Source organism: Terrimonas ginsenosidimutans (genome assembly GCF_022012415.1).
GTDB classification, from domain to species: Bacteria; Bacteroidota; Bacteroidia; order Chitinophagales; family Chitinophagaceae; genus Terrimonas_A; species Terrimonas_A ginsenosidimutans.
Map to the genome: position 1 here is coordinate 16,328 of NZ_JAKLTR010000006.1, position 20,027 is coordinate 36,354.

General features: G+C 46.2%; 14 protein-coding genes. 5 read left to right on the forward strand and 9 right to left on the reverse strand.

The genetic code is table 11. From position 1 onward, the window contains the following. Positions 1–61: 61 nt before the first annotated feature. On the forward strand, positions 62–712 hold the full coding sequence (gene aat / locus LZZ85_RS10615) for a leucyl/phenylalanyl-tRNA--protein transferase (protein WP_237871446.1): 651 nt from the start codon (positions 62–64) through the stop codon (positions 710–712). An 82-nt stretch (positions 713–794) separates the two neighbouring features. Here aat and LZZ85_RS10620 read toward each other — a convergent pair whose 3' ends face one another. Next, positions 795–1,526 carry an esterase family protein gene (locus LZZ85_RS10620; protein WP_237871448.1) on the reverse strand — a complete coding sequence of 244 codons (732 nt, stop codon included), beginning with the start codon at positions 1,524–1,526 and terminating at the stop codon, positions 795–797. Between the two features lie 254 nt (positions 1,527–1,780). Between LZZ85_RS10620 and LZZ85_RS10625 the strand changes: the two genes are divergently transcribed. Further along, positions 1,781–4,417 (forward strand): valine--tRNA ligase, encoded by a 2,637-nt coding sequence (locus LZZ85_RS10625; protein ID WP_237871450.1) that lies wholly within the window; start codon positions 1,781–1,783, stop codon positions 4,415–4,417. A 524-nt stretch (positions 4,418–4,941) separates the two neighbouring features. Here the strand turns inward: LZZ85_RS10625 and smc are convergent. From smc to LZZ85_RS10650, 5 genes are all read right to left on the reverse strand, one after another. After that, positions 4,942–8,478 (reverse strand): chromosome segregation protein SMC, encoded by a 3,537-nt coding sequence (gene smc / locus LZZ85_RS10630; protein ID WP_237871452.1) that lies wholly within the window; start codon positions 8,476–8,478, stop codon positions 4,942–4,944. A gap of 262 nt (positions 8,479–8,740) precedes the next feature. Then, positions 8,741–11,182, reverse strand: coding sequence for a TonB-dependent receptor (locus LZZ85_RS10635; RefSeq protein ID WP_237871454.1), 2,442 nt, complete (start codon positions 11,180–11,182; stop codon positions 8,741–8,743). A 94-nt stretch (positions 11,183–11,276) separates the two neighbouring features. After that, positions 11,277–13,313 carry a M56 family metallopeptidase gene (locus LZZ85_RS10640; protein ID WP_237871456.1) on the reverse strand — a complete coding sequence of 679 codons (2,037 nt, stop codon included), beginning with the start codon at positions 13,311–13,313 and terminating at the stop codon, positions 11,277–11,279. Positions 13,314–13,335: 22 nt separating this feature from the next. Next, on the reverse strand, positions 13,336–13,740 hold the full coding sequence (locus LZZ85_RS10645; protein ID WP_237871457.1) for a BlaI/MecI/CopY family transcriptional regulator: 405 nt from the start codon (positions 13,738–13,740) through the stop codon (positions 13,336–13,338). 207 nt (positions 13,741–13,947) lie between these two features. Further along, complete coding sequence (locus LZZ85_RS10650) at positions 13,948–14,316, reverse strand: YMGG-like glycine zipper-containing protein (RefSeq protein WP_237871459.1); 369 nt, start codon at positions 14,314–14,316, stop codon at positions 13,948–13,950. 74 nt (positions 14,317–14,390) lie between these two features. On the opposite strand from LZZ85_RS10650, the gene LZZ85_RS10655 reads away from it, so the two are divergent. Both LZZ85_RS10655 and LZZ85_RS10660 read left to right on the forward strand, forming a co-directional pair. Next, on the forward strand, positions 14,391–15,290 hold the full coding sequence (locus LZZ85_RS10655) for a hypothetical protein (RefSeq protein WP_237871461.1): 900 nt from the start codon (positions 14,391–14,393) through the stop codon (positions 15,288–15,290). A 782-nt stretch (positions 15,291–16,072) separates the two neighbouring features. After that, on the forward strand, positions 16,073–16,588 hold the full coding sequence (locus LZZ85_RS10660; protein ID WP_237871463.1) for a hypothetical protein: 516 nt from the start codon (positions 16,073–16,075) through the stop codon (positions 16,586–16,588). A gap of 196 nt (positions 16,589–16,784) precedes the next feature. Here LZZ85_RS10660 and rpiA read toward each other — a convergent pair whose 3' ends face one another. After that, positions 16,785–17,474 carry a ribose-5-phosphate isomerase RpiA gene (rpiA, locus tag LZZ85_RS10665; RefSeq protein WP_237871465.1) on the reverse strand — a complete coding sequence of 230 codons (690 nt, stop codon included), beginning with the start codon at positions 17,472–17,474 and terminating at the stop codon, positions 16,785–16,787. 400 nt (positions 17,475–17,874) lie between these two features. On the opposite strand from rpiA, the gene LZZ85_RS10670 reads away from it, so the two are divergent. After that, on the forward strand, positions 17,875–18,018 hold the full coding sequence (locus tag LZZ85_RS10670; protein ID WP_237871467.1) for a hypothetical protein: 144 nt from the start codon (positions 17,875–17,877) through the stop codon (positions 18,016–18,018). 26 nt (positions 18,019–18,044) lie between these two features. Here the strand turns inward: LZZ85_RS10670 and LZZ85_RS10675 are convergent, their stop codons facing one another. Both LZZ85_RS10675 and LZZ85_RS10680 read right to left on the reverse strand, forming a co-directional pair. Continuing rightward, positions 18,045–18,974 carry an alpha/beta fold hydrolase gene (locus LZZ85_RS10675; RefSeq protein WP_237871469.1) on the reverse strand — a complete coding sequence of 310 codons (930 nt, stop codon included), beginning with the start codon at positions 18,972–18,974 and terminating at the stop codon, positions 18,045–18,047. A gap of 378 nt (positions 18,975–19,352) precedes the next feature. Further along, positions 19,353–19,907, reverse strand: a complete 555-nt coding sequence (locus LZZ85_RS10680) for a glutathione peroxidase (protein ID WP_237871471.1) — start codon at positions 19,905–19,907, stop codon at positions 19,353–19,355. Positions 19,908–20,027: the final 120 nt, after the last annotated feature.

Consider the following 20,027-nt stretch of genomic DNA (forward strand, 5'->3'; position numbering starts at 1 on the left):
AGTCTGACTAACACAGAAGATCCATTTTTTACTTTTGAATTTTTAATTTTTACTTTCTCTTATGCTGTTCGCCCTTGACGACAACATACTCGACTTCCCGCCTACTCATTTAGCTGAACCTGACGGCCTGCTCGCATTGGGCGGCGACCTTTCCCCCGAACGTTTACTGATCGCTTACAGACAAGGCATTTTTCCCTGGTATGAAGGAGATCATATCCTCTGGTGGTTTCCTGATCCCCGTTTTGTTCTTTTTCCGGAAGAGTTCAAAGTGAGCAAGACCGTAAAGACCTTACTGAAAAGAGACGAATTCGAATTCACGATCAACAAGGCATTTCCTGAAGTGATCCGTCATTGCCAGCAAATCGAACGCAATGACCAGGATGGGACCTGGATCACGGATGAAGTGGAAAAAGCCTATACAAAAATGCATGAACTCGGCTACGCCCACAGCGCAGAAGTTTGGAAAGACGGAGAACTTGCCGGCGGCTTATACGGCATCCGTCTTGGAAAAGTCTTCTTTGGTGAAAGCATGTTCAGCAAAGTCAGCAATGCCTCCCGCTACGCGTTCGCAAAATATGTAGCACACCTCAAAGCCGAAGACGTCGAACTCATCGATTGCCAGGTCTACACTCAATACCTCGAAAGCATGGGCGCGAAAATGATCGAGGGGAAAGGGTTTAGCAGGCTGCTCGAGGAGCTAATTAAAAAGTAAAAAATAGAGTCCGCGGACACGTATGCACATTGCTTTACCGCAGAGTCGATTTTTTACTTTTTAATTTTTACTTTTTACTTTTCTAAAACCTTGTCCCCAGGTAATGCGGCAGCATCGCTCTCCATGTTTGCCAGTCGTGCGGCCATTCATGTCCCCAGATATCGAGTTCGTACCAGATGTTTTTATCGTAGAGTTGTTTGGCGAAATGGCCTGCGGCATCGGGATCTTCGTGGGCGCCACGGCCGCTGAGGAGGTGGATATGACGGCTGCTGCGGATCTGCTCCAGGAGATGATGGTCATTCATGTTGGTGATGTAATGGGCGGGGCTGTTGAAATACACGTTATCATCGTAGTGACCTTTAGTATATTCCATCAGGTTGTAGACGCCGCTCATGGCGATCACGCCGTTGATGATATCAGGACGTTTCAGGAACAGGTTCATGCTGTGCAGGGCGCCGAAGGAAGCTCCACAGGTGATAATGGGTGTTTGCCAGCTGCTGGTATTGCGGATGAAGGGCACTACTTCGTTATAGACATAATCATTCCATTGCTGGTGGCGGACTGATTTGTACCAGGGGTCCACCTGGTCGTTCATCCAGCTTTCGCGGTTGATGCTGTCGATGGAATAGACTTTCACTTTTCCGCCATTGATGAAGGGAGCAAGAGCGTCGAGCATCTGGAAACGCTCGTATTCGAGGTAGTCGGCGGCGGCAGTAGGAACGAGGAGCAGGGCAAAGCCGTAATCGCCGTAGGTGGCGATGGGCATTTCTTTGTTCAGGGCGGGGCTGTACCAGGAGGTGGGGGATCGTTTCATAAGTTATGTTTGATACAGTTTGAAGATATTGAATCGGTGGTAGACTTCCGAAAAATGTTACCCCTGATTATGGATTTGAAGACCGGCGTAGGAGTATCGCAAAGTGCGCTAAGGAATCGCCAGGAACGCAAAGAAAACCCGCTCAAGTACCCGTGCGAGACATCCTGGCCATAGAAAAGCTCTTGGCGCTCTTTGCGATTCCTTAGCGCACTTTGCGATACTCCTACGCAGACTTTCCGTAAATTTGCCCCCTTATGGAACTGAGCAAAAATTTCGACCACCAGGCCGCAGAAAGTAAATGGTACCAGCACTGGCTGGACAAGCGCTATTTTAACAGCAAACCCGACTCCCGCGAGCCGTATACCGTGGTCATCCCCCCTCCTAACGTTACCGGTGTGCTCCACATGGGGCACTGTCTCAATAATACGATCCAGGACATCCTGGTCCGCCGCGCCCGTATGCAGGGCAAGAATGCCTGCTGGGTTCCGGGTACCGACCACGCCTCCATCGCCACCGAAGCAAAAGTGGTGCAAATGCTGCGCGAACGAGGCATTGCCAAGTCATCCCTCAGTCGCGATGAATTCCTGAAATATGCCTGGGAATGGAAAGACAAATACGGCGGCATCATCCTGCAGCAATTGAAAAAAATGGGCTGCAGCCTTGATTGGGACCGTACTACGTTCACCATGGACCCGGATTATTACCAGTCCGTGATCAATGTATTCATCGATCTCTACAATAAAGGATTCATCTATCGCGCCAAGCGGATGATCAACTGGGATGTGAAAGCAAAAACAGCCCTGAGTGATGAAGAAGTGATCCGTAAGGAAACCCTTCAGAAACTGTACCATCTCCGTTATGCTATTGAAGGAACGGACAAATTTGTAACCATCGCAACGGTTCGTCCCGAAACGATCATGGGCGATACCGCCATCTGCGTTCACCCGGATGATGAGCGTTACAAAGAATTACATGGCAAGTTCGCCATCGTTCCATTGGTAAACCGTCGTATCCCGATCATTACGGATGAGTATGTGACGATGGATTTCGGAACGGGCGCGTTGAAAGTTACGCCTGCGCATGATATGAATGATAATCAACTCGGCCAGAAACATAATCTCGAGGTGGTTGATATTTTGAATGATGATGGCACATTAAGCGCCGATGCACAGATCCTCGTTGGTGAAGATCGTTTTGCTGCCCGCAAAAAGATCATCCCGATGCTGGAAGAAGCCGGTGCATTGGTAAAAACAGAAGACTATACCAGCGAGGTTGGTTATAGCGAACGCAATCCCGATGTTGTCGTGGAACCCAAACTTTCCCTGCAATGGTGGATCGAAATGAAAAAGATCTACAGTCCTGCATTGAAAGCGGTAATGGAAGAGGAGATCAAGTTCTTCCCTCCGAAATTCAAGAATCTCTACCGTCACTGGATGGAGAACATCAAGGACTGGTGTATCAGCCGCCAGCTTTGGTGGGGCCAGCAAATTCCTGCATGGTATACAGCAGATGGAAGTTTTGCTGTGGCAGCTACACAGGAGAAAGCATGGGAAGAACTGAAGAAGACGCAGCCTGATCTGAAAATGACAGATATCAAACAGGATGAAGATTGTTTGGATACCTGGTTCAGCAGCTGGCTCTGGCCTTTTGAAGTATTCAAAGGGTATAGCCATCCGGGTAATGAAGACATCAAATACTACTACCCTACCAATACGCTGGTAACTGCACCGGAGATCATTTTCTTCTGGGTAGCGCGTATGATCATGGCAGGATTTGAATACAAGCAGGAGAAGCCGTTCAGCGAGGTTTACTTTACGGGTATCGTAAGGGATAAACAGGGCAGGAAGATGAGTAAACAATTAGGAAACTCACCCGATCTTCTTGCACTTATTGATCAATATGGTGCAGATGCTGTCCGTTTCGGTATCATGATCGCTTCACCTGCAGGTAATGATCTGATGTGGGATGAAAGCAGCAATGAGCAAGGCATTAACTTCATCAAAAAGTTTTGGAATGCATTGAAGCTTGTGAAAATGTGGGAAGGTCGTCAGCAGAAAGATCTTGACAACGGTAAAGCAAACTTTGCTGTAAGCTGGATGGAAAATCGATTAAGTCAGGTAAAGCAACAACTCGATCAACAGTTCAAAGATTTTCGGTTGAGTGAGTCGTTGAAAACCATTTATTCGTTGATCTGGGATGATTTCTGTTCATGGTATCTCGAATGGGTTAAACCTGGTTTTGAGCAGCCAATTGATGCAGACGTATATGAAAAGACCGTTTCCTTCTTTGAAGAATTAATGCAGATCCTTCACCCCTATATGCCCTTCGTTACAGAAGAGATTTATCATACCTTGAGGGAGCAGAAAGATGATCTTACTGTAAAATTGTTAGAGACAGGAATAACACCTGATAATAAAATTCTTCAAACGGCAGTATTGCTTCAGGAAGTCATCACTTCGCTTCGCGATGCGCGTAACAAGGCTCAGCTCAAGCCAAAAGAAACGGTTAAGCTGCATATCCTGACTGAGCAGGCTGATCTGTACGCTTCTATCGAAACGATCCTGGCGAAACAGGTGAATGCGGAAGCAGTCAGCTATACGTCTACGCCGGTCAATAACACGATCACTGTTGTTGTGCAGAAAGATAAATTCTTTATCGAGACCACAACCGAGCTTGATATAACCGCTCAGCGTGAGCAATTGCAGAAAGACCTGGACTACCTGAAAGGTTTCCTGCTATCAGTGGAAAAGAAACTGAGCAATGAGAAGTTTGTGGCCAATGCAAAACCTGAAGTGGTGGATGTAGAGCGGAAGAAAAAAGCAGATGCGGAGGATAAGATCAAAGTGATCGAGGAGAGCTTACGCGAATTCAGCGCGAATGGCCGCGAATAAACACGAATAGAGTCTTATAGAGGAAGCCTTCGCAGATTTGCGGAGGTTTCTTTTTTTAGGTGTAGCCCCTTCGATACATCTTTTTTATCGCAAAGCTTGCTGCCGTTTTTTGGGAGTGAGGTTTATTGGGTTGAAGAAAAGCGTGCAATTTGCAGGGCACGATTTCAATCCAATGTCGTTTAGTTAGCAGCCCCGAAGGAACGCGGCGGACGCGGCGATACGCGGAGAGCGCAGCGAAAATACAAGATGTTCTATGGCTGTTTTCGCTGCGTCCGCCGCGTATCGCCGCGTATCGCCGCGTTACTTATACAACAGGCAAACCTTAAGTTGACATGTATTGAGGTACGCCAGGGCTACTTAACTAAGCGACATTGGATTTCAATCGTACGCTCCCAATAAACCGACATTCATCCCCCTAAAAAAACTCAAAAAGCAGAGGCCTTACTTCATCAGTAAGGCCTCTGCTTTTATAAGACTCTATTCGCGATCATTCGCGGCCATTCGTGCCGCATTCGCGTCAGTGGTTAATTCGCGTTCGCATTCAGGTTTCGGAAGTCCACACTCACCAGCTTGCTCACTCCCGGTTCCTGCATCGTCACACCATAGATCACGTCCACGGTGCTCATCGTTGTTTTGTTGTGTGTAACGATGATGAACTGTGAGTTGTCGCTGAACTGGCGGATCATGTTGGTGAATTTGCCCACGTTAGCGTCATCCAGCGGGGCGTCCACCTCATCGAGGATACAGAACGGAGCGGGTTTGATCAGGTAGATCGCGAACAGCAGGGCTGTTGCGGTCAGTGTTCTCTCACCACCGCTGAGCTGTGTCAATGAAGTCGGGCGCTTGCCTTTAGGGCGGGCGATCACTTCAATGCCGGTCTCAGCAAGATTATCCGGATTCTCCAGGATCAGATCACAATGATCATCCTCGGTGAACAGCGTTTTAAATACGCGGATGAAGTGTTCCTTAACGGAGTTGAACGTCTCCAGGAATTTCTGGTTCGCTGTTGCTTCTACTTCTTCGATCGTTTTAAGGAGACTGTCTTTAGCGGTTACAAGGTCATTCTTTTGTTCAACAATGAACTCGTAACGCTTTTTCATCTCGGTGAACGCTTCGATGGCTGTCGGGTTCACTTCGCCAAGGTTTTCCAGGCGTTTTTTCATCCGGTCAGCTTTTTCCTGCAGATCTTCCAGCGGCGTTTCTGTGTTACGCGCCTGGTCGAGGATATCTTCCAGTTGAATACGGAATTCAACATTCAGTCTTTCCTTAGTACCGGCCAACTGCAGTTTCAGTTCATTCAGTTTGTCTTTGATCGCGGCAAGCAAATGCTCCACCTGATCTTTCTCTTTCACTTTTTGACGCAGTTCGCTTTCTTTTTCGCTGAGGGTGTTACGGATATTGTAATAAGCCTGGTCAGCTTCGTTCAATACCTGTTGATCAGCCTCACGTTTGCGGATCAGTTCCAGCAAGCCTTCGTCAACATCTTTCAGTGTGCTGGCAGACTGATCGATATTAGCGGTTGTATCTGCGAGGCTGGTTGTGTTATTATCTACCTGCTGATGGAGATCCTGCAATTGATTGCTTTTGAATTCCAGCTCCTGCTTCAGTGCATTGATCTTGCTCTGCTGCTTGGTTACATTCAGGTTGAATTCGTTGAATTGCTGTGTAGCTTCGTTGTAACCAGATTCAGCCGCTCTGAAGCTTTCATTCGCTTCTTCCAAACGGGCTGTTTTCTGCTGCAATTCCTCATTGAATTCTGCAAGCTGGCGGCGAACGCTTTCTACAGAATCATAGGTCTGCTGCATCTGGCTGGTGAGGTCTTCAAGCCTGTTCTGGCTGTTGCCTTGCATTGACTGGAGGTTTTCCAGTTTATTCTGCAATGCAAAAACCTGGTTGGTCAGCTGCTGGATCTCGCGTTCTGTTTCGCGGAGGGCAGCTTCCCGAAGATCTTCGCTGTAAGCGATCACTTCATTGTGACGCGTCTGGATATCGCTGCGCAGTTTCTCGACGATCGATTCCTGTGAGGCGATCACATCCTGCAGTTTCTCGAGGTTCTTTGCGCGTCCGATCTTCTTTCCTTCGATCATACCTACGCTACCACCTGTGAGAGAATATTTTCCTTTAACGTATTTACCTGATTTTTCGATGATCACAAACCCGTTGCTGTTGTCCACCACTGATTCGTTCTCCGCAACAAATACATTACCGAGCAGGTGTTCGGCCAGCTTGCGGTATTTATCTTCTACTTCGATCACGCTCAGGGCATGGATCCCGCCCTCAAGTTTTTGAGAAGCGGCAACATTGGTATTCTCATTGATCTTATCGAGCAGGAAGAAGTTGGCTTTACCCTTCTTGTTCTCATCCAGCAGGCGAACAGCCTGCAGACCTTCCTGCAGGTTATTCACTACATAATAGCTGAGGTAAGGTTCCAGCACGTTTTCCAAAGCTGTGCGGTATTCTTCTTTTACATAGAGAATATCTGAAAGGATCGGCGATGTGTGGTTCCAGTTATTGTTATTGTGCAGGAACTTCACGCTATCGGGGTAACCTTCCATGCTATCGATCATGCTTTTCAGCAGGTCGTGTTCGTTCTTCTTTGCATCGAGTTTACGCGTCTCTTCAGCGAGTTCGTTCCGGAGTTCATCCAGGATCCCCTGCGTTTGCAGAATCTGTTCCTTGGTGTTCTCCTGGTGTTGTTGCAATTGGTCGAGGTCAACTTTTTTGATCTCGAGTTCTTTTTCTTTTTGAAGGCGCTCTTCATCCAGTTGCTGACGCTGAGATTCACGCTGAATGCGTTCTTCCTCGATCTGGTTGATGGCGCGTTGCAGGTTCTGAACAGAAGTATCTGCTACCGCTACTTTCTTTTCCGCGTCGAACTGGCTGCGTTGTACCTGCTGGTATTCCTGGCGGAGGCTGTCGAGCGTGCGGCGGGTTTCATCCAGCACGTCACGTTTAACAGCTGCTTCATTCTGTAACTGCTGTAAGTTCTCCGATAGGCCATCGAGACCTTTTACTTCTTCTTCCAGTTGCAGTTTGGTAAAGCCGATGCTTTCATCGATGCCTTTCAGCTGCCCTTCTGCTTTCTGGAGGAATTGTTTCAGGCTGGTTTCACGTTCGCGAAGGTATTCGAGGCGTTGAGCGGCGAGGTTCTTTTCGTTCTCACGTGTTCTTACCTGTTGTACGAGTTCGTTATAGGCATACTGCATGCTTTGCAGTGCTCTTTCTTTTTCGATGAAACCAACTTTCTCCTGCTCGAGTGCTGCTTCTTCGGTAGCGATCTCGGCTTCCATGCGCACACGTTTGTCGGTCTCTATTTCGTGTTTTTCGTTCAGGTCTTTGTAGGTCAGGTTGAATCCTTCAAGGGCCGCTTTAGCGAGTTCGATGCTGATCTCACGATAGTCTTTTTTGATCTCGTGGTATTTCTCTGCTTTACGGGCCTGGCTTTCGAGGGCTTTAAGCTGGTTGTTGATCTCGAATAAAAGGTCTTCGATACGGTTCAGATCCTGCTCAGTCGCGTCAAGCTTCTGGCGGGCTTCTTTTTTCCGTGTTTTATAGATGCTGATACCGGCGGCCTGTTCAAGCATCCGGCGGCGGCTATTGTCCTTGTCTTTGATGAGGTCATCCACCATACCGAGCTCGATGATCGCGTAGCTGTCTGTGCTTACACCCGTATCCATGAAGAGGTTCTGGATATCTTTCAGACGGCACTGTACATCGTTCAAACGGTATTCGCTTTCCCCGCTTTTATAAAATTTGCGGGTGATGGTGACGGTGCTGAATTCGGTAGGAAGAAGGTTTTTTGTATTCTCGAAGGTCAGGCTTACCTCGGCGAGGCCGCTTGCGCTTCTGGTCTTTGACCCGTTGAATACCAGAGAATCCAGGTTCTCGGAACGCAGGTGGCTGATCTTTTGTTCACCGATCACCCAACGGATGCTATCCACGATATTGGACTTACCGCAGCCATTTGGCCCTACGATCCCCGTGATGTTGTCGTCAAAGTTTACGACCGTCTTATCCGCAAAACTCTTGAACCCCTTGATTTCTAAGCTCTTTAATCTCACTGTATTTCCAGTTTAAAGTCAGGCGGCGAATATAGCGAAAGCCGGGGACGCGAATAGGCGATATTATACACAGAAATGGGCAAAAGATGTGAGCAACTTGTGAATAACACAAATCAGGAGACGCGAATTTCGCGAATTGGTGTCTTCGGATTTGTAATTGAACTACTTAGCGGTGTCAGCCCGAAGAGGAACGGTAAAATCAATTCAAAGGCACCAATTCGCGGAATTAGCGTTTAGCTTTACTACCAGAAGATTGATTTCATTACTGTCTTACTCTACCCTGCTCCGCCTCTGCCCCATTCGCGTTGTGTTTGCGCTGGTCATTGATGGTTTTTCCGAAGCGCCAGCTGAAAGTGAGTACGAACTGGCGGGTGTCGAATCTGTTGAACCAATGCGCATCGGTATTGGCGAGGTTGTTAATAATGCCATTATTGGCCTGTGTATAAAAAATATCATTAATGCTTAAGCGGAGCGTGGCGGCCGGTGAGATCTTCTTCTGCACGCCTGTGTTGACACGACCATATCCCTTGGAGATGAACTGGCCATTGGTGATATCGGTCCGGTACATACCGCTTAATTCCGCACTCCAGTCTTTACCAAATTTGAACTGGAAGTTGGGACCAACATACCAGAAAGTTCCTTTTGTATTAAGAAAACCGGTGTAGAAATTACTGCGGGTATGGATCTGGGTTACTTCGTTGTAAAGATTGACGGTAAGCCATTTCCCAAAATCGTGACCTGCATTTACTGATATGCCCATCATTTCTACGGTAGAAAGGTTACCCGGGCGACTGAAATAGGTCCCGTTCACGATCTCGATGGTCTCCCCCATTTCGTCATGCGTTCTTGAATACGAAAGCGTGGCGGTGATCCGCTGTTTGAAGGTGTAGGATAGTTCGTAGTTGTCGACGAACGCTGGCTTCAGGAATGGATTACCGACATAGAAGGTAAACTTGTCCAATGGTGAAATGAAAGGATTGAGGTCACGGTATACCGGGCGGTTGATCCGGCGGCCGTAATTCAGGCCAAGGATATGATCGCCCGCGCTGTCAACCCTGTACTGGAGATAGGCTGTAGGAAACAGGCTGTTGTAATCACGTTTGAATGAAGAATCCGGTTTTACGGCATTACCCAGCTGATTGCCGGTGGCATTGGTATTTTCAAAACGCAGACCCAGCTGAACAGAAAGGCGCTTAAAATCCTTGCTGAGGTTTACATAAGCCGCGTTGATGTTTTCTTTATAGATGAAATGGTTGCTTTTATCATAATCGGGCGAGGTTACATTATTGACTGTATAGAAATACTCCGCGAGGTTATCAGTTTTTGTGAAACTTGTTTTTAATCCCGCTGAGAAACTATAACCGCCTTTGAATGGCTTTGAGTAATCCGTTTTTGCTGAATAGATATCAATGTTTGCCGGCAGATTCCCTGTCAGAAAATCCTGTAGTTTCAGGCTGCCATCCGCACGATAGCTGGCGTTGTCGAAAAGCTGGTTGTTGCCGGTCTTGTAGTTGAGGTAATCGAGATCAACGGTGAGTTCATGGCCGGACTTATCGATCTGACGGCGGTAGTTAAGATTAACGCCTTTATTTTCAAACTTTGTTCTTTCCCTGTTCAGTGCCCTGATGGAAGAATCCAGTTGCTGCGAAGGATCCAGGAGGCGGCTTACATTTTCGTTGTTCACCTTGCCGCGGTTCGACTGGCCGGTGAAAACTACACCCCAGGTTGTTTTCGGATCCTGGTAATAGTCCATACCGATCTTCCCGGTGTAACTGTCTCCCATCCTCCTGATGTATGTATTCTGGTTAAAGAATGAAAGCGTGCTGCCATCAGCGTTCTTATATCTTCGGTTAATATCAAGATCATTGAATGAGTTCATTTTATTGTAAGAAAGATTTGCAAAGAAGTTGAACTTATTCTGACGCATGTTCAGATTCAGGCTATTGTTACTTCTTGCATATTTTCCCTGGTTATAGCTGGCAGACAGATTTCCATTGAAGCCTTTCATCTTACTCTTTTTTGTGCGGATATTGATCACGCCGCCGGTGCCTGCGGCATCATATCTTGCGGGCGGGTTCGTCATGATCTCAATCGTTTCAATGGCAGAAGATGGTAATCCACGAAGATAATTTTGCAGATCCGCCGCTGAAAGATAGGTAGGCTTATCATCTATAAAAACCGTAACGCCCTGTTTACCGCGCAGAGAGATCGTTCCATTCTGATCAACCATGATCCCTGGTGATTTTTCCAGTACATCCAGCACTGTTGTGCCGGCGTTGGAGATCAATGCATCGGGATTCACCACGGTCCGGTCGATCTTTTGCTCTACAAATGGTTTCCGTGCAGTAACAACAACACCCTCCATTGTTTTTTCCTGTTTCTGTAATACCATTTCATTCAACACTACATCGCCTGACGACAGGGAAATGACCGTATCAACAGATTGGTAGCCCACGCCCGTCAGCTGGATCAGATATGAACCTTTCACGAGGTTTTCAAAGGTGAATGCCCCTGCGGCGTCAGTGATCGCAGTTTTGACAATTGCTGAATCAGTGCCACGTTTCAGCACTGCGGTAACGGATTCAATCGCTTTTCCCTCTGCCGACTGCACTTTTCCCGCCAGTTTATAACTGTTTTGAGCATACGCGAAAGTACAGGCAAGGCTCAGCCCTATGGCCATACAGGCCATGAAAAACTTTTTCATGAAAAACAAATTATAGGTTGATAAGTCTCCCCGGTAAATTATAGTTTACCGACAAGTTATTGGTAAGGTTTTATATAAATGGGTGTATGCTAACTCAACTGGCATTTATGCCATCCGGGCTAATGGATTTGATCGTTGAAGTGTCAAAGTTGTAATACATTGTCCACTTTTTTTTCCTGTCAGCTTTTACGTATTTATCGAGTATCATCTGATGAACTGCTGTGGGTACCGGCTTACCATTCATGATCATTTGCTGGGGGGTCAGCATGAAGGATTTTACCTCATCTGCCTCATTCACCAATCCTTCTCTGACCAGGTGCGAGATCAGTTCATCTACAGTGATCCAGTTCTCCCGGCGGGACACTGGCGCTTTCTCCGGCTGGTAGGGCGTTTTATAACTGTTGCGTTCTGTGTGGGTGGATTTATATTCTGTGTAAGTGTCGGATGTTTTTGAGTATTGACCTGCATCCCCCGAGCCGGGCTGGCTTTGTCTTTTACGGGCGCGCTCTTCATCCTGCCGTGAGATCTGTTCATCCGAAGTGATCCGGTATGCACCAGGTGAGGAATTGGGCTCTATTAATCTTTCCATTGCCCGCAGCGAATCTTCGGTCGCCTGCATTATGCGCAGGGATCTGCCAAGCTCCATGCCGGCTGCATCAATTGCATTCTTTGTTCTGTTCAGTCCGTTGGAAAGTGTCTTTTCCGCCCTGCTGAAGATATCGTTATCATCTTCTGTTGCGTATTCCGTTTGATGCACGAAGGTATCATCCAGTTTTCTTTCCTGCTGCCGGGCCAGTTCATGCACACTATCCGCATACATTGGCCATTCCGCAGGGGTCACCGCTTTTCCATTGACCTGTAGTGAAACGAGCGTATCTCTGATATAATTGAGCTGATAAAGCTGAGCTTCTTTCTTGAGGATATATGTTTTGAAACCCACTTTTTCAGCTACATTTCCGATGTAAACTGATGTTCCCTCGCCTACCTCTGCAGGCTGGTAGATCCTGAATGTATTCAGGTCTTCAGCCGTCACATTCTTTCTTACAGGTAATGTATCGGCAGAGGGTGCCTTAGCCACTTTCACATGCGGAGGCGCCTTCTGTTCTTCACGCTCTGCGAAAGCGGCCAGCATAATGCCTGCTGTTACGAGGCATAGGGTCAGCATGGATTTTTCGATGATCGATAAAGAATGGTTGCTGTGCGACACCATCCGGTTAACACGGCCGAGCAGATTTTTTCTTCCTGCCAGGCCAACAGCCATCGAGGGTGTTTGTGATTGAAATTCCTGGCAGCAGATGAGTGCGCGTATATAGGCCGTTTTATCATTCGTTTTTCCAAGAGTGATATCATCGCAGCAGTTCTCTCTTTCTGTTTTGATCAGGGAAGAAACCCATAACACTGCAGGGTTAAAAAAGAATACGATCTCCATGAGATGCTGCAGCATATTTACGAGGTAATCCCTCCGGCGGATATGAGCGAGTTCGTGCACCAGCACTGCTTCTATTTCTGCGGGTTGCATAGCGGCCAGCAGTGCCGCGGGAATAAGAATCACCGGTTTGAAATGACCTATCACCATTGGTACTTTTGCAATAGCGGATTCCGCGAGCCGAACCTGTTGTGTGATACCTAATGTTTGGGTAAGCCTGCGAAGCATTTCCTCCCACTCTTCCGATGGCTTTACCGATTCGCGGCGAAGCCTTTGTAATCCGTGTAATCCGGTAAACAGTTGAACACAACGGGCACATACGATCAGGAACCAGACAAGAACGATCATTTCCGCGTGTGTATTGATATATTCCAGGAAGGAGAACTTGCCTGGGTCCTGACCGGCAGATCCGGTTAGGTTGATAGCTTCACCGGCGGGAGGAAATTCAGGACATACTGTAGCGACCTGTTGTCTCGCAATAACCACGCGCTGGTACTGGATAACGAACGTGGTGATGATCACTACGGTAAATGATATCAGCAGGCCCACCAGTAAATTATAACGTTTGCCGGGAGTGGATCTTCTCGTCAGCATGATGACGAGTCCCGCAACAGCCGCCAGTATCAGTCCCTGCCATAATGAGTAAAGAAAGGTATTACTCAATGCACGGATAATATTATCAGATATGATTGACAGGAGATCCATGAAGCAGTTTATTAATGGCTAACTATTTTTTTCCTTCATTTTCAATTTTCCGGAGAATGTTGCGTACAGCATCCATCTCTTCTTTTGAGGCTTTCTTATTACCGAGCAACTGCATGATCAACTTACTGGCAGATCCTTTATACATCGAATCAACGAACTTATCTAACAGAAAGGCTTTGGTCTTCTGTTCTTCTTCCGCCACGCTGTAAATATGTTTCATGCTGGTCTCGTCCCTCACCAGAATTCTTTTTTCAAACATTATCTGCATCAGCTTAAGCGTGGATGTATAGTTCACCTCCCGCTGATCATTCAGCTGATCGTTCACAAATCTTACGGTAGAGGGACCATGCTCCCACAATACCTGTAGTATTTCAAGCTCAGACTTTGTCGGTTCAGGCTTTTTACCATCTTCCAGCTTTTCTTTCATATATCTAAGGTAGGAATTTTTTCGTACGAACAAACAGGTAGCATTATTTTTTTACCTTTTTTTCTTTTCCCTAACAAATTGAGACATTTTCAAACAGCGGTGTATTGAAAGCGGGTGAATTGATCAAAAGCATGAATGGCCGGCGGAAATAAAAAAAGCTGACCAGGAATGTTCCCGGTCAGCCGATATATATGTGTGTCAAGAATATTACTGTTTCTTTTTAGGCGTCACGCGGCCATCTTTTTTATCTTCCCCACGTCCGATCAGGTAACCTGTACCTGCGCCGATCGCGCCACCTACTACTGCGCCTGCAGCTTTATTGTTACTTACTGTTGCACCAACCAGGGCGCCACCACCTGCTCCAAGTACGGTACCTTTTGCAGCCTTACTCCATCCCTGCTTATTATTACTATTATTTGCAGGTGCGGCCGTGTTGGTCTGCACAGGCACATACTTCACTTTCTCTACCACCACCGGTTGAGGTTGTGTTGTGGATGCAGCTGCTGTTTTTTCTTCTTTACTACGACAGGAGACAAACAATACTGCAGTAGTTATAACGATAATTGCCTTTTTCATAATCGATGTTTTTGATCTGACAGTAATTTTTCAATTTTCATACCAAGCCTGCCAGATTATTAGAAATCAGTAGATTGAAAATGTGGAATGGTGTGGAGGTGGTGTTTTATTTCCCCATATCGCTGATAGATGGGCGATTGTCGGGGCGCGATGTTATAAGGCCGCGATATGTTAATGCTTTGTCATCGACCATCGCTCCTCATCCTTCCTCTCAGCTCTTCAAACTTTACTCCGATGCAACGATCAACCTGATGCGCTTGTCACCTGCCTTTATGAAATCAAAACACTTACTAATTGCATTGCCTTTGCTTTGTTTAGCTGGTATAGCTAATGCACAGCGTACGACATTTTCAGTCGGACTAAATTCCGGATTGTTCAGTTATCGTGGAGATCAGGCTTTTTCTATTGAGAATACACAGCCTGCTATTCTGCGTACAAATTTTTCTCCTGATGAGAACAGCCGGTCAGGATTTTCGTATGAAGTGAATTCGAATGTTCAGTATGTTTCAAAAACGAAACTGATAGTTGGTGGTGAAGTTGCTTTTCAATCATTGCAGAGCAAGTCGACTGTCACTTATCTTTCCCCTTCTATTTTCGCGAGTGCGTTAATACCAGCTGAAGGATCTGCTGAGTCAACCAGCCAGTACATCTGCATCACTCCTTTTATCGGGTTCAGGGCATTGGATAAAAAATTAAAGATCGATATCACCACTGGATTCGAGATAGCAAGCGCTGTCAGCAGAAAAGAAAAGATTGATGTGCGGCTTACCATGAACGGTGATACTTATAATAAAGTAAATGATCTGAGCAAACAGGGCGACCAGCGCGTCCGCATACAGGTGACCGCATCTCTTAACAGGTGGGGGCTTACAACAGGTTATGTGCAGGGATACAAAAACTATTACGGAGATAACGAGTTTCTGAAAGCGCGCGCGCAGTTTGTGCGAATGGGGCTGACCTATCGGATCAGGTAGGAGTAGAAAGCAGAAGCTCAGTCGTCTGAAAGTTTAATGGTTCATAGTTTAAAAGTTCGGTCGTTGGCCGGATCGGGAGATTGCCCCTTTTAAGCTTTTGAACTATTAAACTTTCAACCTTTTTCCTACCCCTATAAGGCCAATCAATTTATTTTAATCAATAAATAACTGTAAGTAAGTTTATTACAGACCTATCGTAAATATACGATGTTGATACATTCATAAAATCTCTGCAAACACTTGACAACAGGCACTTTATTATGTACGTTTGCAATATCTCCACTCCTTTGTAAAATCACAGAAGACTTTTATTGTTTCGGAACCGGTGTCCTTTGGAATGACCTGAACCCCTTTTTATCGAAACTAAAAACTTTTGTGTATGAAAAAAATCAACACATTATTGAAGAACGAGAACGTACAGGCAACACTTGTAATCACTACTGTATTTCTCATCACAGGCCTGATCACATTATTTACAGCAGTTTACGGTTGATATTTAGTTGAGGTTAACCTGATTCAAACCGGCTTCGGCCGGTTTTTTTAATGCGCTGAAGGTTTTAAAGTTTAAGAGTCCAATGGATTAAGAGTTTAAAAGTTTAATAGTTTAATAGTTTAATAGTTGACTATATAAATCCCAGGAAACGCCTAAACGCTTAACAGTTCAACTTTTAAACTCTTAAACTATTAAACTTTTAAACTTTGCAACTTTGCAACTTTCCCCCATCAAACTTTTTCCCTTTTCTAATAAATGGTTTAATTTCCTGAAACATTAAACCATTACTATGCGCCTTAAAAAGATCTTCAGCTTATTGCTTTGTTTGGTATTGACAGTATCAATACGTGCACAAAATACAGAAACGGATAAGGGAATCCAGGAGAAGATGAAGTTGCTGGCCTTCCTGGAAGGTAATTGGAAAGGTAAAGGCTCGATCACGAGAGCGGATGGCAAACATTCGTTTGATCAGACGGAAAAAGTACAGTTCAAGCTTGATCAGACATTAATGCTGATTGAAGGGAACGGCACTGCGGAGGGACGAAGCATTCACAATGCATTAGCCATTATCAGCTGGAACAAAGAAGCTTCAAATTATAATTTTCAGTCGTGGTTATCTACAGGACAAGGCAGCAAATTCAAAGCGGAAATAAAAGACAACAAGCTATACTGGTATCCCAACGAGAATATGCAGTATGTCATCTGGATCAACGAAAAGGGGCAGTGGGCGGAAATCGGTGAAATGAAGCGGAACAATGAATGGTTTCGTTTCTTCGAGATGACGCTGGATAAGGAGGTGAAGTAGGCCGGGGTAGAGAGGTGTAGAAGTTTAAGGGTTTAAAAGTTTAAGAGTTTAATAGTTTAAAAGTTTAAGAGTTTAAGAGTTTAAATGTCACTGTCTAGAGACTCAAGGGTTCGAACCTCAAAACTATTAAACTATTAAACTTTTAAACTATTAAACGATCTCCTTAACGGCGGTTTCAGACCAGGTTGTCCCAGGGTTATCTGAAATTGATCGTCTCTACCCGTCCATCACTATGGCCGATGATCGCACTGGACGCCATCCGGACAAACAGCCCGGTTTCCACCACGCCGGTAATGTTCCTGATGAAAGTATTTATTGCCGGGGCATCATCGATATGATCAAACTGGCAATCGAGAATATAATGCTGATGATCAGTAATGAATGGAGTTCCATTCTTCTCTCTCAGCTTTACGGAGCGGCAGATACCCGCGTCCAGGAGGCGTCGCATTACCTGTTTGTAACCGAAGCGGATCACTTCTACCGGAAGCGGGAATCTGCCCAGTTGGGAAACGTATTTCGATCCATCAGCGATCACTATCATTTTTTCAGCGGCAGCTGCGACGATCTTTTCCTGCAAGAGTGCTCCGCCGCCGCCTTTGATCAGCTGACCCTGAGGATCGATCTCATCAGCACCATCTATCGCTATTGGCAGTTGCGCCACCTGGTCAAGATCAGTAAGGGGAATACCTGCTTCGAGCGCCAGGCTGACGGTTTGGGCGGAAGTAGGTACAGCCCGGATCTCCAAACCCTGCGAAACACGAACACCCAGCTCCCGGATCAGCCAGTAAACGGTGGAGCCGGTACCCAGTCCGAAATTCATTCCATTCTTCACGAGATCCGCAGCAAATACACCAGCATTCTTTTTTACTTCCTCAGATGACAACATAAACTTGATTTTACAGAGTGATAAAAATAGATGATTTCTGTTGATGGATCATTTGAGATAAAACTCCATGAAATAACCATGAGGAAAAAACAATTTTCTGACGTGTTTTTCACCTGATCTCACCGGCCCGGGTGCTTAGTTTTGGTTCAAGTGAAGGAGACGTATCAGTGAGTATCCCGCGTCGCTATTGCTGATCTTTCCTTTTATGGGAGACAATGGGCGGAACGGGCCAGTCGATCCTGACAGCCGCTTTTCAGGGAAAGGTTTCGCCTATTTATCCCACCACTGACAGGCCTGCTGTTTCCATTTTATTGTCCGGGCGAAGAAAGGAGCAGCCGGATGGTGATCGTCTGTATGCAGCGCTAGTGGAGCAAAATATTCAACTGAAATAATACATCATATGAAATATTCAAAGCACAGACCGGAAGAAACCATAACAGAAAATAATCGTGTGCAGGGTAATTGCAGTCCACAGGTGAAGCTCTGGCGGATCAAGCGGCTTATTCTGTATAAGGTCAATGGTCTCCGTCCGGAAAGAAGATGAGAGCAGGACCAGATCCGTTCCGTCACTTATTTACCGGTGAGAATCCTGGAGCTATCCTGCGTGATCATTTCATAAACTTCCATGATACTCCCCCTGATAGCCGGCCACTCATATTGGGCAAGGCGGTGTTCGCGGCCTTTGATGAACCGAATATCGAGATAAGGTGCATTGATCAGGTGTTGCGTTGCAAAACCGGCATTTGATGTATCAATGAGTTCGTCTTTTTCGCCCTGCATGTAAATGACGGGAATGCGGATGTCTTTCCAGTAGGGCAGCATTTTCTCCAGTTCTTCCTTGTGATGCATCTTTTCTGTGTTGGCAGAGCGGAAGATGCGCGGGATAAACCAGCGGATGGACCAGTGTTCGACAATTGGGCTGAACCAGTAGATCTTTTCGAGGCCGGGCCCCAGAGATGGACCGGTGAGTACGAGTCCATCGACCAGTTCCGGGTGATCCATGGCGAGCCTGCAGGCGACAGAAGAGCCGTAAGAACCGCCGGCGATGATGATCGGATGGCGTGCTTTGTGAAGGCTGTCCAGGATGGGGCGGATCATTTCAGCCTGTTCCCTGATCGCCGCAACGGGGTCACCAAGGCCGGAATAGCCGTATCCTGGCCTGTCCACTGTAAAGACCTTGAAGTGATTCTGGATAACAGTATCGGCATAACGGCCACTGTAGTAGCTCATTGAGCCAGGAGAACCGTGTAACATGAGCAAGGTGGGCAGACTGTCGTTCCCAACGCTGGCATACCTGATCTGGCGGCCGTGGCTATTATAGTAATTGATCTGTCCATCAATTTTCCTTTGTGCAAAGATTTCCCGGAGTTCATCATCCGATTTCCTGAACTGGACAAAATGATCAAAGATGAGGCAGGCAATGATAAATAGTCCGATCACAACGATCAGGATCCTAAGTAAACGTCTGAACCATCTGAATCGTAAACCTTTCTTTTGCATAATTCCTGTAAATCAACTGAATAATCCTGTCAAAAATTTATTTCCCTGAAAACCCTGATCACACATATTATCTCAGGCGCTGGATCAGAGATCTCCAAAGCCAGTCCATTCTTTGGGTACCCTGCAAGAATCAGTCCTTTTGTAATTAAAAAAGCCACCAGGGAAAACCTGATGGCTCCTGGCTCTTCGCCAGCAGAATATTTTAGGAGAAGCCCGGTTACGCGATAATAACCGAAGGCGTCCATGATTTATCTGATTGCATGAATACCTCCTTTTTATTTGGTGAGGAGGTAAGTTACGATTTTTTCGACAATCTGAGCGAAGTCCGCTCTGTTGAATAATCCTGGTTTTTATTATTCGATGGACAGTGATCGGTATTTATTGCCAGTTCCTGGTATTATTCAGGTAGCTGGTGACTTCTGTGCTTAGCGGCGTAACGTCTGCCGGGAAGACTTTGATCAGTTTACCATTTTCATCGATCAGGAATTTGGTGAAATTCCATTTGATCACCGGTTCAGAAACATACATTTTCTGTGCTTCTGAAATGAGATAGGAGAATATCGGGTGGCGCAATTCTCCCATGGTGGTTACTTTTTCCGCCATCGGAAAGGTGATATCGTAAGTGAAGGTGCAGAAGTCGCGGATCTCACGGTTGGTCTTCAGTTCCTGGTTTCCGAAATCGCTTCCTGCCGGAAAGCCGACAACTACCAGTTTGTCTTTGTATGCGCGGTAAAGCTTTTCCAGTTCTTCCATCTGGAAGGTGTAGGGAGATTTGGATGCTGTGTTAACGATCAGGATCTTCTTTCCTTTAAAGTCTTCAAAATTGATCCTGGCATTTTCTTTCTGGAGAGCTTCAACCTTGAAGTCATAGATTGACGGTTCAGTTGAAAAAACAAAAACTGACAGCAGTGAGCTGAGAAGTATGAGTTTCATTTTTCTGGGTTTGGATTCAGGCTCTAAAATAGAGCGCGGCCGGTTCCCGCGCAATAGTGTTCAACCTATAAACGGATCGTAGTTTCACTATCCTGAAAAGCCCGGTTTTTACAGGGTCAT

What these genes read in the sequence shown, in the direction of transcription:
- LZZ85_RS10625 (WP_237871450.1), top strand. Translation starts at nt 1,781, where the DNA reads ATGGAACTGAGCAAAAATTTCGACCACCAGGCCGCAGAAAGTAAATGG.
- rpiA (WP_237871465.1), bottom strand. Translation starts at nt 17,474, where the DNA reads ATGTTGTCATCTGAGGAAGTAAAAAAGAATGCTGGTGTATTTGCTGCG.
- LZZ85_RS10640 (WP_237871456.1), bottom strand. Translation starts at nt 13,313, where the DNA reads ATGGATCTCCTGTCAATCATATCTGATAATATTATCCGTGCATTGAGT.
- LZZ85_RS10650 (WP_237871459.1), bottom strand. Translation starts at nt 14,316, where the DNA reads ATGAAAAAGGCAATTATCGTTATAACTACTGCAGTATTGTTTGTCTCC.
- LZZ85_RS10620 (WP_237871448.1), bottom strand. Translation starts at nt 1,526, where the DNA reads ATGAAACGATCCCCCACCTCCTGGTACAGCCCCGCCCTGAACAAAGAA.
- LZZ85_RS10645 (WP_237871457.1), bottom strand. Translation starts at nt 13,740, where the DNA reads ATGAAAGAAAAGCTGGAAGATGGTAAAAAGCCTGAACCGACAAAGTCT.
- LZZ85_RS10675 (WP_237871469.1), bottom strand. Translation starts at nt 18,974, where the DNA reads ATGCAAAAGAAAGGTTTACGATTCAGATGGTTCAGACGTTTACTTAGG.
- LZZ85_RS10660 (WP_237871463.1), top strand. Translation starts at nt 16,073, where the DNA reads ATGCGCCTTAAAAAGATCTTCAGCTTATTGCTTTGTTTGGTATTGACA.
- LZZ85_RS10680 (WP_237871471.1), bottom strand. Translation starts at nt 19,907, where the DNA reads ATGAAACTCATACTTCTCAGCTCACTGCTGTCAGTTTTTGTTTTTTCA.
- LZZ85_RS10670 (WP_237871467.1), top strand. Translation starts at nt 17,875, where the DNA reads ATGAAATATTCAAAGCACAGACCGGAAGAAACCATAACAGAAAATAAT.
- LZZ85_RS10635 (WP_237871454.1), bottom strand. Translation starts at nt 11,182, where the DNA reads ATGAAAAAGTTTTTCATGGCCTGTATGGCCATAGGGCTGAGCCTTGCC.
- aat (WP_237871446.1), top strand. Translation starts at nt 62, where the DNA reads ATGCTGTTCGCCCTTGACGACAACATACTCGACTTCCCGCCTACTCAT.